The organism is Aeromonas sp. s6 (assembly GCF_040907815.1).
Lineage (GTDB): Bacteria > Pseudomonadota > Gammaproteobacteria > Enterobacterales > Aeromonadaceae > Aeromonas > Aeromonas caviae.
On the sequence record NZ_JBFOCN010000020.1, the window covers coordinates 1 to 12,650 of the forward strand.

At 62.2% G+C, this 12,650-nt stretch carries 14 protein-coding genes; 4 read left to right on the forward strand and 10 right to left on the reverse strand.

Annotation, left to right across the window (positions count from 1 at the left end):
- Nucleotides 1-151 precede the first annotated feature (151 nt).
- The 6 genes from tauD to AB5Y50_RS02170 form a co-directional block, all read right to left on the reverse strand.
- Nucleotides 152-1,003, reverse strand: a complete 852-nt coding sequence (gene tauD / locus AB5Y50_RS02145; RefSeq protein WP_223918465.1) for a taurine dioxygenase — start codon at nt 1,001-1,003, stop codon at nt 152-154.
- A 79-nt stretch (nt 1,004-1,082) separates the two neighbouring features.
- Nucleotides 1,083-1,913: a taurine ABC transporter permease TauC gene (gene tauC, locus AB5Y50_RS02150; RefSeq protein WP_223918464.1), complete on the reverse strand. Its 831-nt coding sequence runs from the start codon at nt 1,911-1,913 to the stop codon at nt 1,083-1,085.
- Nucleotides 1,910-2,677 carry a taurine ABC transporter ATP-binding subunit gene (gene tauB, locus AB5Y50_RS02155; protein ID WP_223918463.1) on the reverse strand — a complete coding sequence of 256 codons (768 nt, stop codon included), beginning with the start codon at nt 2,675-2,677 and terminating at the stop codon, nt 1,910-1,912. The genes tauC and tauB overlap by 4 nt, the downstream gene beginning before the upstream one ends.
- A gap of 16 nt (nt 2,678-2,693) precedes the next feature.
- A complete protein-coding gene (gene tauA / locus AB5Y50_RS02160) occupies nt 2,694-3,668 on the reverse strand; it encodes a taurine ABC transporter substrate-binding protein (RefSeq protein ID WP_042014206.1) in 975 nt (324 codons plus the stop codon).
- A 288-nt stretch (nt 3,669-3,956) separates the two neighbouring features.
- Nucleotides 3,957-5,060 (reverse strand): ElyC/SanA/YdcF family protein, encoded by a 1,104-nt coding sequence (locus AB5Y50_RS02165; RefSeq protein WP_010673688.1) that lies wholly within the window; start codon nt 5,058-5,060, stop codon nt 3,957-3,959.
- Between the two features lie 149 nt (nt 5,061-5,209).
- Nucleotides 5,210-6,103, reverse strand: a complete 894-nt coding sequence (locus tag AB5Y50_RS02170; RefSeq protein ID WP_053288288.1) for a LysR family transcriptional regulator — start codon at nt 6,101-6,103, stop codon at nt 5,210-5,212.
- A gap of 100 nt (nt 6,104-6,203) precedes the next feature.
- Here AB5Y50_RS02170 and AB5Y50_RS02175 point away from each other — a divergent pair, with 100 nt between their 5' ends.
- Nucleotides 6,204-6,704, forward strand: a complete 501-nt coding sequence (locus AB5Y50_RS02175) for a DMT family transporter (RefSeq protein ID WP_081000907.1) — start codon at nt 6,204-6,206, stop codon at nt 6,702-6,704.
- Nucleotides 6,705-6,714: 10 nt separating this feature from the next.
- Nucleotides 6,715-7,149 (forward strand): DMT family transporter, encoded by a 435-nt coding sequence (locus AB5Y50_RS02180; RefSeq protein ID WP_270809630.1) that lies wholly within the window; start codon nt 6,715-6,717, stop codon nt 7,147-7,149.
- Nucleotides 7,150-7,421: 272 nt separating this feature from the next.
- On the opposite strand, the gene AB5Y50_RS02185 is transcribed toward AB5Y50_RS02180, so the two are convergent.
- The 3 genes from AB5Y50_RS02185 to AB5Y50_RS02195 form a co-directional block, all read right to left on the reverse strand.
- Nucleotides 7,422-7,664 carry a DUF3297 family protein gene (locus AB5Y50_RS02185; RefSeq protein ID WP_010673692.1) on the reverse strand — a complete coding sequence of 81 codons (243 nt, stop codon included), beginning with the start codon at nt 7,662-7,664 and terminating at the stop codon, nt 7,422-7,424.
- 98 nt (nt 7,665-7,762) lie between these two features.
- Nucleotides 7,763-9,079 (reverse strand): HipA domain-containing protein, encoded by a 1,317-nt coding sequence (locus tag AB5Y50_RS02190; RefSeq protein ID WP_368162398.1) that lies wholly within the window; start codon nt 9,077-9,079, stop codon nt 7,763-7,765.
- Nucleotides 9,063-9,356, reverse strand: coding sequence for a helix-turn-helix domain-containing protein (locus AB5Y50_RS02195; RefSeq protein ID WP_041206866.1), 294 nt, complete (start codon nt 9,354-9,356; stop codon nt 9,063-9,065). The genes AB5Y50_RS02190 and AB5Y50_RS02195 overlap by 17 nt, the downstream gene beginning before the upstream one ends.
- 427 nt (nt 9,357-9,783) lie before the next feature.
- Between AB5Y50_RS02195 and AB5Y50_RS02200 the strand changes: the two genes are divergently transcribed.
- On the forward strand, nt 9,784-10,734 hold the full coding sequence (locus AB5Y50_RS02200) for an IS1595-like element ISKpn3 family transposase (protein ID WP_005342491.1): 951 nt from the start codon (nt 9,784-9,786) through the stop codon (nt 10,732-10,734).
- Between the two features lie 225 nt (nt 10,735-10,959).
- On the opposite strand, the gene tnpA is transcribed toward AB5Y50_RS02200, so the two are convergent.
- Nucleotides 10,960-11,385: an IS200/IS605-like element ISAeme8 family transposase gene (tnpA, locus tag AB5Y50_RS02205; RefSeq protein WP_041205574.1), complete on the reverse strand. Its 426-nt coding sequence runs from the start codon at nt 11,383-11,385 to the stop codon at nt 10,960-10,962.
- A gap of 57 nt (nt 11,386-11,442) precedes the next feature.
- Between tnpA and AB5Y50_RS02210 the strand changes: the two genes are divergently transcribed.
- Entirely contained in the window at nt 11,443-12,582 is a 1,140-nt protein-coding gene (locus AB5Y50_RS02210; RefSeq protein ID WP_041206863.1) for an RNA-guided endonuclease TnpB family protein, read from the forward strand.
- Nucleotides 12,583-12,650: the final 68 nt, after the last annotated feature.

A 12,650-nucleotide genomic window follows, 5' to 3' on the forward strand; every position in this document is an offset into this window, starting at 1 on the left:
CAATAGACATAAAAAATCCGGAACCAGTGATTGGTTCCGGATTGTCCTACAGCAGAAGGATCGGTCAATGGATCCTTAACTGATCAGCATTGCGCCAGCCGGCGGGCTTTTTGCTGGGGGTTATTTCATGGTCGCTCTCCATGGGGGACGTTCAGCCCGGGCGCCAGAAGGGCTTGTCCCCGAGAATGGTGGCCCTGTGCATCACCCGGCGGGCCGGCAGGTAGTCGGCATTGGCATAGTGCTGGGTCACCCTGTTGTCCCAGATGGCGATGTCGTTCTCCTGCCAGCGCCAGCGCACCTGGAACTCAGGGCGGGTGATGTGCTCGAACAGAAAGCCGAGCAGGGCGTCGCTCTCTTTGGGGGGCAGCCCGGGCAGCCGGGTGGTGAACCCCTCGTTGACGAACAGGGCCTGACGGCCGCTCACCGGATGGGTGCGGATCACCGGGTGGCGCAGGGGCGGGTGACGGGCCACGGCCGCCTGCCAGCGCTGGCGCGCCTCCTCGCTGTCATCATGGCGATGGGCCGGGAAGGACTTGGTGAAGTCATGCTCGGCTTCCAGCCCTGCCAGCAGGGTTTGCAGGGGCGGGGAGAGGGCCGCCAGCGCCGCGATGCCGCTGGCCCAGAGGGTGTCCCCCCCGGTGGGGGGCAACTGCTTGGCGGCCAGAATGGCCAGTGCCGGGGGAGTCTCGATAAAGGTCACGTCGGTGTGCCAGTTGTCGTTGTCCGGCGGATTGTCGTCGTGGGTATCGAGCACGATGATCTCCTCGGCCTCCTCCGTGTGGGGGTAGACGGGGTGGATGTGCAGATCCCCGAAGCGGTTCGCCAGCGCCCGCTGGGCTCGCGGGGTGATGGGCTGGTTGCGAAAGAACAGCACCTGGTATTTGAGCAGGGCGCGATGGAGCTGCTCGAACTGCCCCTGGCTCAGGGGCTCGGCCAGATTGACGCCGGCGATGACGGCGCCGATGTGGGGGCCGAGGGGGGTAATGGTCAACTTCTCGGTCATGGTCTTGCTCCATGTCTGGGGGCGTGAAGGCCCGATGCCAATAGGAAAGGGAGGCGAAGAATAGCGGTCAGCCTGTGGCTCATTGTCCTTCTCCATGCCAGGGGGTGAGCCTGCGCTGCAGGGCGCGCAGGCCCAGTTCCAGTACGAAGGCGATCAGGGCGATCACCAGGATGCCCGCCAGCACCACGTCGGTGGCGAGAAACTCGCCGGCGGATTGCACCATGAAGCCCACCCCCCGGGTGGCGGCGATAAGCTCGGCCGCCACCAGGGTGGACCAGCCCACCCCGAGCCCGATGCGCAGCCCGGTCAGGATGTCCGGCAGGGCGCCGGGCAGGATCACGTGCCAGAGCACCTGGGACCGGGATGCGCCCAGCGCCTGGGCCGCCCGCACTCGCACCGCGTTGGCGCTCTGCACCCCCGTCAGGGTCGCCAGGGCCACGGGCGCGAAGATGGCCAGATAGATGAGCAGCACCTTCGATGTTTCACCGATGCCAAACCAGATCACCATGAGTGGCAGGTAGGCGAGCGGCGGCACCGGGCGGTAGAGCTCAATGAGGGGATCCAGCACGCCGCGCACCGTGGGGGAGAGCCCCATGGCGATGCCCACCGTGATGCCAAAGAACGCCGCGGCAGCGAGCGCCACCAGGATGCGCCCCAGGCTGGCCCCCAGGTGTTGCCACAGGGTGGCATCCATAAAGCCCGTTGGGCCTGCGATGGTGATGAGCTGTGCCAGCACCCGCTGTGGGGGCGGCAGGAACAGGGGATCGACCCAGCCGAAGTGGGCCACCAGCCACCACAGGGCCAGCAGCACGATCAGGGTGGCGAGGCTCAGGGTCAGACGGCGGGGCAGGGGCCAGCCCGCTGCCCGTGTGTGGGTGAGATCCCGTTGCCGGGCGAGGGCGAGAGTCATGCAAAGGCCTCCCGCTCTGCGAACACCCGTTCCAGCACGTATTCACGGCGCTCGATGAAGGCCGGATCGGACTTGATGCTGCGGTAGGGCTCCCCGGCGGCGAAGCGGCGACCGAAATCCAGGGTCAGCCGCTCCGTCACCCGCCCAGGGGAGGGGGAGAGCAGCACCAGATCGGTGGCCATGAAGATGGCCTCCTCGATGTCGTGGGTGATGAGCAGCACCTGACGCCTGTGCTCGTGCCACAGGCGCAGCAGCAGAGTCTGCATCTGCTCCCGGGTGAAGGCGTCCAGGGCGCCGAAGGGCTCGTCCAGCAGGAGCAGGCGGGGCTGGGTGGCGAGGGCCCGGGCGATACCGACCCGCTGGCGTTGGCCGCCGGAGAGCTGCCAGATGGCGCGATCGCCGGCCCCCTCCAGCCCCACCTGACGCAGCAGTGCCTGGGCCTGTTCGGTGCGCTCGGCACTGGGTACGCCCGCCAGCTGCAGGCCGAGGGCCACGTTGTCTCGCACGTTGCGCCAGGGCAGCAGCCCCTCGCTCTGGAACACCACGCCGCGCTCGGCGCCGGGGCCGGTGACCGGCTTGCCCTCAAGGCTTATCTGGCCGTGGTGGCAAGGCTCGAAGCCCGCCACCAGGTTGAGGAGGGTCGTCTTGCCCGAGCCCGAGGGCCCCAGCACCACCATCAGCTCCCCCTCGGACAGGGAGAGGTTGATGTTGTCGAGCACCCGCCTGCTGGCGTACTCGGCGGACACATGAGAGAGCAGCAGCATGGTCGTCTCCTTGGATTTACTGGGCCACGGCTTTCACGAAGCGATCGGTCACGAACTGGCGGTAGTCCGAGGCGGCGTTCGCGACCTTGCCCTGGCTCTCGAGGAAGCGGGCGGTGTCGATGATGGTCTGGTTGACGAGGCGCCCGAGCTCGGCGCTCTGGGCCTTCGCATCGAGGTAGGTGTTGCCCTTCACCAGCGCGGGAACGTCCGCCTCGGGAACGCCGCTCAGCTTGGCCAGCTTGGCGAGGTTGTCCGGCTTGGTGAGCCAGCCGTCGGGGTTGGCCAGGTAGTCGCGCTGGGCGGCCAGGGTGCTGTTCACGAAGGCCTGCACCACTTCGGGGTGGGCCTTGGCAAAGTCCTTGCGCACCACCCAGACGTCCAGGGTCGGCGCCCCCCAGTCACCCACCTGGGCGGAGTCGGTCAGCACCTTGCCCTCCTTGGTGAGCTGGTTGAGGGCGGGGGCCCAGACATAGGCGCCGTCGATGTCGCCCCGCTGCCAGGCGGCGATGATGGCCGGTGGTTGCAGGTTGACGATCTGCAGCGTCGCGGGGTCGACGTTCCAGTGCTTGAGGGCCGCCAGCAGGCTGTAGTGAGTGGTGGAGGTATAGGGCACGGCGATGCGCTTGCCCGCGAGATCCTCGGGTTTTGCGAGCCCCTGCTTCACCACCAGGGCCTCGGACTCCCCGAGCTTGGAGGCGAGCAGGAACACCTCGATGGGTAGATTCTGGCTCGCCGCCACCGCCAGGGGGCTGGAGCCGATGTTGCCTATCTGCACGTCGCCGGAGGCGAGCGCCCGTACCACGCTGGCGCCGCTGTCAAACTTGCGCCAATCCACGGTGGCGCCGCTCTCCCTGGCGAAGCTGTTGTCGGCCTGGGCCACCTTGGCGGGTTCGGCGGAGGTCTGGTAGGCCACGGTGACGTCGAGGGCCTGTGCGGACTGGCCGAGCAGCATGGAGGCTGCGAGCCACAGAGAGATGCCTTTTGCTGTCATGATGCACTTCCTTGTTGGGGGGGGGGGAAGCCACATCTTTATCTGAACATCCCCGGGGGCGAAGGAACGAGAAGGGTGTTCTCATGCCGTTTGGTTCTTAGAAAAAGAACGGTAAATCAATGATCTGATTGAGATATGCCAGAAAGTGGATAGCTTGCTCACCCGCCATCTATCGGGTGGCTGGCGCAAGGGGTCAGCAGGTGCGTGCAGGGGCTGGCCAACAGGGAGGGCAGTGACTGGCAGGGAGAAGAGAGGAAAAGGCCCCGCCAGGGTGGCGGGGCCGGGGGATCAGCGCTCCACCAGCGGGGCCGAGCGGTAGCTCCACAGGCCATAGGTGCGCAGGGCGTCCCGGTAGATGCCAAGCAGCTCCTCCGGGCTTGCCTTGGCCAGGGCCGAGAGGGGCTTGTCCGGGTAGGCGACGCTGTCGATGCGGATGTTCGCCGGGCCGCTCTGCCAACAGGCGATTTCCAGCAGGGTCTGGCCCCGGCGCACATGGCTCGCCGAGCTCACCAGGGTGGCGAACTCAATCTCGTGGCGGGCGAGGGCATAGCCGCTGTAGAGGGCGTTCTCCACCGTGCTGGTGGCGTAGTTCTCCTCGATGATACGGGAGCGGTCGATGCCCTTTTTCGCCAGCCAGTCCGCCATCAGCTTGCCCTCGGTCTGGCGGTTCTGGGGCACGCCGCCGGTGAGGATGACGAGGGCCGCCGGATCGGCCTGGGCCAGGGCGCGGGTGGTCTCGAGGCGTCCCAGCAGGATGTCGTGCATGGAGCCGTCGGGATTGAGGGCATAGCCCAGGGTGACGATGGCGCGGCGCCCCTTCTTCTCGCCCCGTCCCTGACGCTCCTTGAGGGGGGTGGCGACCACTCTGTCCACGGTGGCGAACAGCCGCTGCAAGTCGGCGGCGCGACCGGCATTGAGCTCGCCGACCCGCTTGAGGTAGCCATCGGATTTGGCCTGGTTGCCCTTGAAGCGCTGCCAGGTGGCCAGATAGGTGTTGATGTCCAGATCGTCCGGGGCGGCGGTGAGGGCCTGCTCGAACAGGGCGATGGCCCTGTCCACGTTGCCGTTGTAGATCTGGGCGTTGGCCGCCGAGATGAGCAGATCGGTGCGATAGGGCTCGAGCTGGTGGGCCTCCAGCAGCAGGGTGGTCACCTGCTCCATGTTGCTCGGCATCTTGGCGGTAAAGCCCGCATCGGAGACCCGGGCGGGGGAGTGGAAGATGCGGGCGGCGTCTGCCAGCAGCTGATCCACCACCTGGCGCTTGCTGATGAACTGCTCGTAATTCTGCTCCTTTTGCAGGGAGCGCACCGGGGCGGCCCAGGCATCGGATGAGACAACGAGCGGCAGCGTCAGCAGGCTGGTGAGGGTCAGGGCAATCGCGGTTTTCTTCATCATGGGGCTCCCTCTGGGGTGCGGGGCGCGATGTCGTGGCTCGTCCCCTGAATGCTTTTCCAATAAAAACAGATGCTTGGTTTGCTGCCTACTCTACTCCCTTCCCGATGAAAAAAACGTGAACCGTTCCGGTTATCCCGATGCCCCCCTCAGCGCAGCCCCAGACGTTCCTGCAGGAAGGCCAGCCAGGCCTCCACCTTGGCGGGCAGGTGGCGGCGCTTGGGATAGACGCACCAGATGCCGTGCTCGGGCAGGGCATGGTCTGGCAGGACGGGCACCAGCTGCCCGATGGCGAGATCCCGCGCCACGATGAAGTCCGGCATGTTGCCGATGCCAAGCCCCGCCAGCAGCGCGGTGTGGATGGCATCGCTGTTGTTGACCTCGAAATTGCCCCTGGGGGTGATGGCCACCTCTCCTTCGGGCCCATGCAGCCGCCACTGGGTGCCGCCGCGAAACAGGGAGTAGAAGAGGCAGTTGTGGCGCTCGAGATCCGCCGGGGTGCGGGGCGTGCCGGCCTGCGCCAGGTAGGCGGGGGCGGCGCACAGGGTGCTGAGACAGGGGGCGAGGCGGCGGGCGACCAGGCTCGAATCCTCCAGCTCGCCGATGCGCACCGCCACGTCGAACCCCTCGGCCACCAGATCCTGCCGGGCGTCGCTCATCTCCAGCTGCAACTGCACCTCGGGGTGAAGGGCGAGAAACTCGGGGACAAGGGGGGCGATGTGGCGCCGGCCATAGACCATGGGCACCGTCACCCGCAGCAGGCCGCGGGGGGCCGATTGCAGGGCGCCGATGGCATCTTCCCCGTCGCTGGCCAGGCGCACTGCATGGCGCACCGTCTCGAAGTAGCGCTCCCCCGCCTCGGTGAGGGTGAGGGAGCGGGTGGTGCGATAGAGGAGCTGGCAGCCGAGGGCCTGCTCGAGCTGGCTCACCTTCTTGCTCAGCACCGACTTGCTGAGGCCGAGCTGACGGGCGGCGCCGGAGAAGGTGCCCGACTCCACCACGGCGACGAAGGCGGGGAGCAGGGCGAAGGCTTCCTGGTTCATGTTGTTCTCGATATGGAAACAATGTTGTTCCAGGAGAGTAGATTATCCCCAAATAAAAAACAATTTACCCTGCTCGTCAGTTCAACCAAGGAGCAACCCCATGATCCCCCCGCTTGTTGACCGCGGCCCCGGCCGCCCCGCCCTCGGCCAGACACTCGGCCAGACACTCGGCCAGACCCTGGGCGCCCTGGCCGCCTTCGCTGCCGGCCTGCTGCTGGCGCTGATGATCGCCCAGAACGGCGCCCTGTCCCGCGCCACCGACCCCTGGCTCGCGAGCTGGCTGGCCCACGGGGTCGGCAGCCTGGTGGCCGGGCTCCTGTGGTGGCTCTCCCCAAGGCCCCCGACGCCGGAGGCGGCCCCGCCCTGGGCCTGGCTCGGCGGTCTGCCGGGGGCGCTCACCGTGGTGCTGGCAGCCCTGTGCCTCAACTCGCCCCTCGGCATGGCGGGCACCCTGGCCCTGCTGCTGCTCGGCCAACTGCTGTTTGGTGCCCTGTGCGATGGCCTCGGCTGGCTCGGACTGGCTCGCCGCCGCCCCTCGGGAAAAGACGCGCTCGCCGCCCTGCTGGTGATGGCCGGCGCCCTGCTCATCGTGCTGCATTAGGAGAGACACCATGACCATATTGATCCTGCTGGGACTGCTGAACGGCGTGGCGGTGAGCCTGTCGCGCACCCTCAATGGCCGCCTCGCCAGCGCCCGGGGCGCCATGACGGCGTCCCTTGCCAACCACCTGCTCGGCTTCGGGCTGCTCGGCGCCCTGCTCATCCTCAAGGGGGCGCCCTGGGAGCGGCTCGCCGGGCTCGATCCCTGGCTGCTGCTCGGCGGCGTGCTGGGGGCGTTGTTCGTCGCCATCAGCAGTTGGGCCATAGGCCGGATCGGCGCCCTGGCCTGCGCCCTGCTCATCGTCACGGGCCAGCTGGCGGGGGGCGCCCTGCTCGATGCCCTGGCCGGACGGCTGGCCGCGAGCGATCTGCTCGGCATCCTGCTGGTGCTGGCGGGGGCTGCGCTGCAACGCTGGCAGGGCGGCAAGTCGCGTTCCCGAGGGTGAGTGGGGCGGTGATGGCCTGGGTAAACCGGCAGGGATGACAAGAGCGTCGCCTTGCCTGGATGCCAAAGGCGGCTCGCCTGCCGGATCAGGGCCCAGATGAAAAGGAAAAGGCGAAAGCAAGGGAGGGAAAGGAAGAAACAGGAAGGCAACAGAGAGCAAAGAAAGAGAGGCGCCTGTCACCCTGGGCCGCCCTCAACAGCAGAACACCGGCGCAAGGCCGGTGTTCTGAACAGCATGGCGGCGGGCCCGGCGGGGCGCGCGGTCAGGGCCGCTTAGGCGTAGAAAGCCTCGACGGTGCCCTTGACGGTGATCAGCATGGGGTTGCCGTAGCGATCCTTGGCCTTGGGGGAGGGGATCTTCACCCAACCTTCGCTGATGCAGTACTCCTCGACATTGGTGCGCTCCTTGCCGTTCACGCGAATGCCGATCTCGTGCTCGAAACACTCCGCCACATGGTGCGGGCTGCGCGGGTTGGCCGCCAGACGGTCGGGCAGTGCAGGTTTGTTGTCGCTCATTTTATAGACCTGAGTGTGATAAAAAGTGGGTCATTGTAGGCAATGCCCGTCATGGGCTCAAGGCTGGGTTGCGTCCCATGGGGGTGGACAAGGTCCGGCTACAGTTGTAGATCGAGCAACAGCGTCGCCTGCTCCTGAAAATGGTGGCAACGGCGTTCAATGTCGTCTCGGTAGACTGCCAGATAAGCCAGCTCGGCGGGATTGTCTGTCTCGACCAGGGCGATGGCGGCATCCAGATGGTGCAGTATGTCGCTGGCCATCTTGTGCAGGGTCTGCTGCAACAGGCGTTTGGGCAGCTCACATGCTTCGGCCATCTCCAGCAACTGCCATGCGTTGACCACCTCGGGAGTAAACTCGTCGCCGATGGCCATGGCCAGATGCTGGTTGAACTCGGGGTAAAGCCCCACATTGACCAGATCGTACCAGGGAGTGGGCATCAGCCCTGCTTTTGATACGAAGAAGCTGTAGTTCTTGCCGTGGGCATCGTGATTGTTGACGCAGAGGTTGAAGAGCAGCCATTGCAGCATGTCCAGTCTGGCCTGCGCCGGATTGACGCAGAGGGCGCTGAGGTTGAACAGCCGTGGCAGGCTCACTCCTTCCCGAATATGGGCCACATCCCGCCCGTCACCGAAGTTGCGTTCATATTTTCGGGCGACGGGAAACCCCAGCCCCTGACAGGCATCGATCATATGGCGACGGCGCACCCTCAAGCCATCCTCATCGAGGCGCCGATCGAAGCGTTCTACCAGCAAACCCCGGTGGGACTTATCGCCTTGGCCGACCCTGTGCAGTTCGACCTGTGCCACCGGCATGCCCAGCAGTGCGGCCAGTCGCATGGTCACAAACTCATTGATCACCAGATGAGGGTGATGCTCGAACTTGAGGAGGTGGGTGGAACAGAGCTCGCCCTCGCCAAATCCCAGTGCCCCCTCGAGTCGCAGCAGGTTGAGCTTGGCCTGCACACCCGCAACCGAGAGGCGGGGGCGACCATCCCAGACTTCCAGCGGCCAGATCTCGGGCTGTTCGAGGCGCAGCAACAGCTCCTCTGGGGTGATGGGGCGAAACCGGGTGGGGACGTCGGGCTCTGCGGGCAGGGTAAAGGTGACCGCCCCGGAGACATCGCGGCCGATGCAGTGGATCAGGGCAAAGAGATTGCTGCGCGAAACGGAGAGCGCCTCAATCAGATGGTCCAGCCCGCGATTTTCAGGCAGCAAGTTGCCGAGATACGCCCGGATCTGGGCACTGCTGGCCGATCCATCCAGCGCCAGCGGCGGTGAGATCGGGAAGCCGCGAGCTTGCCATGCAGGTGTATAGCCGAGCTGAAAAGTATCCCGTTGGGAGTCATATTCAAGATGGCCGATCAGCTGGTTACCCAGCCGAAGTTCAAGCCGATGGCGCTCAGAACCACTCATCATCACCGACCTCTGATTGGCTGCTGTCGCTCGTTACCTGTGACCCGGCTTCTTGCACCAGTTGCAACCTCAGCCCCAGTGCGTTCATCACCTGCAGCAGGGTCGAGAGGTAGACATCCCCCCCCTTCTCAATCTTGATCAGGGTCTTCTTGGAGATGCCGCACAGTGAGGCTGTCACCTCCTGGGTCATCCTGGCGGCCTTGCGTCTCTCGCGTATCGCCAGCCCCAGGGAGGCGGGATCCAGTTCTTTCGGGCCGGTTTGCAACGATGCGTCTGCCATCATGATCACGAAAAAAAGTGTAGGTTGTTACACCTTAACCCATGGCGTGAGAATACATCAATCAAATGTGTACGATGGTGCACTTTTGATGGTTCTGGTACTGGTTGCAAGATAAAAGTGTAGAGGAGTCTACAAAGCTGTTGGCGATTCACATAGTTACAACACTATCTCCTCCGCAGTGGAGTAGGGACTAGTGTCTGGATGTATGGAGTTAAATCCGATCACATCGTAAGTCAATTTTTAATAAAGATTCATATGGTAATGCCGATAGTAATTGAAGACTAGATTGAATCTTAGCAACTGCCCCGTAAACCCTCGCCCAATCGGGCGCAATGCTGTTCACTTAAGAGAACCTGATTACCCATGATTAGCAGTCAGTTACCACGAACTATACTGATCTTACGTACAGTTATCGAGGTGCGAGATCATGGCCAAAAGCAAAATCCAATTCCAGAAAGGCTACAGCCTGTTTGAGTTTCTCAAGGACTATGGCACTGAGGCTCAGTGCGAAAACGCGCTGTTCACTTGGCGTTTTCCTAACGGCTTTGTCTGCCCTGAATGTGCCAACAAGACCTGTTGTCGCCTGAGAAGGCGGCCACGTGTGTGGCAATGCAATCACTGCCGTCACCAGATGTCATTGACTGGAAACACGATTTTCGCAAACACCAAGCTCCCACTGACCAAGTGGTTTCTGGCAATGCACCTGTTGTCACAAACCAAAACAGGCTTGTCAGCGATGGAGCTAAAGCGCCAGTTGGGCGTCAAATATGACACCGCCTGGATGCTCAAGCACAAGCTGCTGCAAGCCATGAAAGAGTCCGATGACAAGCAGCCCATCAGCGGCATCATTCAGCTCGATGATGTCTACTGGGGTGGCGAGCGCCGTGGTGGCAAACGGGGTCGGGGCGCGGCAGGCAAGACGCCGTTTGTGGCAGCAGTGGCCCTGAACAAGGAAGGACATCCAATCAAGATGCGGATGACGGTGGTCGATGGTTTCAAAACCAAGTCCGTTGCTGATTGGGCAAAACGGCATATTGCCAGTGGTAGCGCGGTGATATCCGATGGATTGGCCTGTTTCAAAGCGGTCAAGGAGGCCAATTGTGAGCACCTGGGTGTTGTCACCGGGGGCAACCTGGACTGGCTGGATCATCCGGCATTCAACTGGGTAAACACGATGATAGGAAATGTGAAAAACTCGCTGCGGGGCAGTTGCCATACGCTCGGAGCGAAGCATTTACCAAGGCATCTTGCGGAATACTGCTTCCGGTTTAATCATCGTTTTGACCTCAAGAGCATGTTGGTTGAATTGGGGCATGCAGTCGTGGCAAGCCCTCCGATGCCATATCGGCTCTTGAAGCTGGCTGAGGGTCATGGGTAATCAGGTAAGAGAATTTGAGTTCCAGTCCACGTAGTATCAGGGCTAAAAATGAGGGAGGCATGATGCCTCCCTCTTTCTATTGCAAGCCACGCTGGATAAAGGCTGAAGGAACATCGACTGGAAACAGCCTTGCTCCCCCAACTCAAGTCGCATTTATGAATAATTAGTCAAAAATGTGCTTATCTGAACAGCATTGCGCCCAATCGGGCGGGGATATAAGGGGAGCTAATCTGGTGTGTTCTGCGAGGCCACATACGCCTTGAGCGTTTCGATAGTGGCCCCGCCAGCACTGCAAGCAAAGTAAGAGCGCGACCACAGGAGCCCGCTATTACTTTGCTTTCGTAGGTGCGTATTCAATATGCGGATCTGGCGGCTACTGATCGACTTCAAATTATTGACCAACACACTGACGGCCAACTTCGGTGGATAGGCTACGAGCAGATGAACGTGATCGGCTTCGCCATCCATCTCCAGAATGTCGATCTCCAACTTCTCTGCCGCAGATAAAAATGCGCCGCGCATCTGCTCGATCATGGTGCCATCAAGCAGTTTGCGGCGGTACTTCGTGGTGAAGATTAAATGCACAACTAGCTTGCTGACGGAGTGACGCCTCCGCAGATACCTAGTCAAATCATCATGATGCACACTCACTTGCAATACTTCGTTAAAAGTCATACTGTATGGGTATCCTAGCAGCGAGCGGTGACTTTGAGAAGAGCAACGAAAGTACGCATTTATCCGACCGACGAACAAGCGGCATTCTTGAATGCCCAGTTCGGCGCGGTGCGGTTCGCGTACAACAAGGCCCTTCATATTCAACGACACATGTTCAAGCGTCACGGGATTTCACTGAAACCGAAACGCGACCTGAAACCCATGCTCGCAGTGGCGAAAAAATCGCGCAAATACGGCTGGCTAAAGGAGTACGATTCACTCGCCTTGCAGCAAGCGGTGATTAATCTCGACAAGGCATTCGCCAACTTCTTCAATCCCAAGCTCAAGGCACGAATGCCTACCTTCAAGAGCAAACGGGGCAGGCAATCCAGCTATCACCCCAACGGAAAGGTGCTCACAGCGGCTATCCAGTTGCCGAAGATGACGCCCATCAGGGCGGTCATTCATCGAGATATTATCGGCGTGGTATCCAGCATCACAGTCAGCCGTGGCCCGACAGGGAAATACTATGCTTCCATCCTTTGCGAGGATGGCTGCGAGGCTCCCGCCAAGCCCACCTTCATCACGGACGTGACTGGCTGTGATATGGGGCTGTCCCACTACCTCATTGAGTCGAGCGGCAAAAAGATTGCCAATCCACGCCACCTTATCAACGCCAGTCGCAATCTACGACGCAAGCAAAAGGCACTGTCTCGCAAGAAAAAGGGCAGCGCCAACCGTGGCAAGGCAAGACGGCAACTGGCCGCCCTGCACGAACGGGTAGCCAATGCCCGCGCCGATTTTCAGCACAAACTCTCTCACACGATGGTTGACGAAAACCAAGCGGTCATCGTGGAGACATTGAAATCAGCGAACATGATGAAAAATCACAAACTGGCCCGCGCCATTGGCGATGCTGGTTGGCATGGTTTCATCATGAAGCTGGAGTACAAGGCACAAGCGGCGGGTCGCCACCTAATCAAACTTGATCAGTGGTTTGCCAGCTCGAAACTGTGTAGCGATTGCGGCCACAAGATGCCGGACATGCCGTTGCATCAGCGGCAGTGGGTATGTCCAGCGTGTGGGGCAGGGCATGACCGCGACATTAACGCGGCCATGAATATCCAGCAACAAGGCATATTGGAATTAAAGGCGGCGGGACACGTCGTTTCTACCCATGGAGGCCAGCGTTAATCTGCCAATTCGGCAGTAGCGGCCTAAGAAGTGGGAAGCCTCGCCGCTTGCGGCGGGGAGCAGTCACT

What these genes read in the sequence shown, in the direction of transcription:
- tauD (WP_223918465.1), bottom strand. Translation starts at nt 1,003, where the DNA reads ATGACCGAGAAGTTGACCATTACCCCCCTCGGCCCCCACATCGGCGCC.
- tauC (WP_223918464.1), bottom strand. Translation starts at nt 1,913, where the DNA reads ATGACTCTCGCCCTCGCCCGGCAACGGGATCTCACCCACACACGGGCA.
- tauB (WP_223918463.1), bottom strand. Translation starts at nt 2,677, where the DNA reads ATGCTGCTGCTCTCTCATGTGTCCGCCGAGTACGCCAGCAGGCGGGTG.
- tauA (WP_042014206.1), bottom strand. Translation starts at nt 3,668, where the DNA reads ATGACAGCAAAAGGCATCTCTCTGTGGCTCGCAGCCTCCATGCTGCTC.
- AB5Y50_RS02165 (WP_010673688.1), bottom strand. Translation starts at nt 5,060, where the DNA reads ATGAAGAAAACCGCGATTGCCCTGACCCTCACCAGCCTGCTGACGCTG.
- AB5Y50_RS02170 (WP_053288288.1), bottom strand. Translation starts at nt 6,103, where the DNA reads ATGAACCAGGAAGCCTTCGCCCTGCTCCCCGCCTTCGTCGCCGTGGTG.
- AB5Y50_RS02175 (WP_081000907.1), top strand. Translation starts at nt 6,204, where the DNA reads ATGATCCCCCCGCTTGTTGACCGCGGCCCCGGCCGCCCCGCCCTCGGC.
- AB5Y50_RS02180 (WP_270809630.1), top strand. Translation starts at nt 6,715, where the DNA reads ATGACCATATTGATCCTGCTGGGACTGCTGAACGGCGTGGCGGTGAGC.
- AB5Y50_RS02185 (WP_010673692.1), bottom strand. Translation starts at nt 7,664, where the DNA reads ATGAGCGACAACAAACCTGCACTGCCCGACCGTCTGGCGGCCAACCCG.
- AB5Y50_RS02190 (WP_368162398.1), bottom strand. Translation starts at nt 9,079, where the DNA reads ATGATGAGTGGTTCTGAGCGCCATCGGCTTGAACTTCGGCTGGGTAAC.
- AB5Y50_RS02195 (WP_041206866.1), bottom strand. Translation starts at nt 9,356, where the DNA reads ATGGCAGACGCATCGTTGCAAACCGGCCCGAAAGAACTGGATCCCGCC.
- AB5Y50_RS02200 (WP_005342491.1), top strand. Translation starts at nt 9,784, where the DNA reads ATGGCCAAAAGCAAAATCCAATTCCAGAAAGGCTACAGCCTGTTTGAG.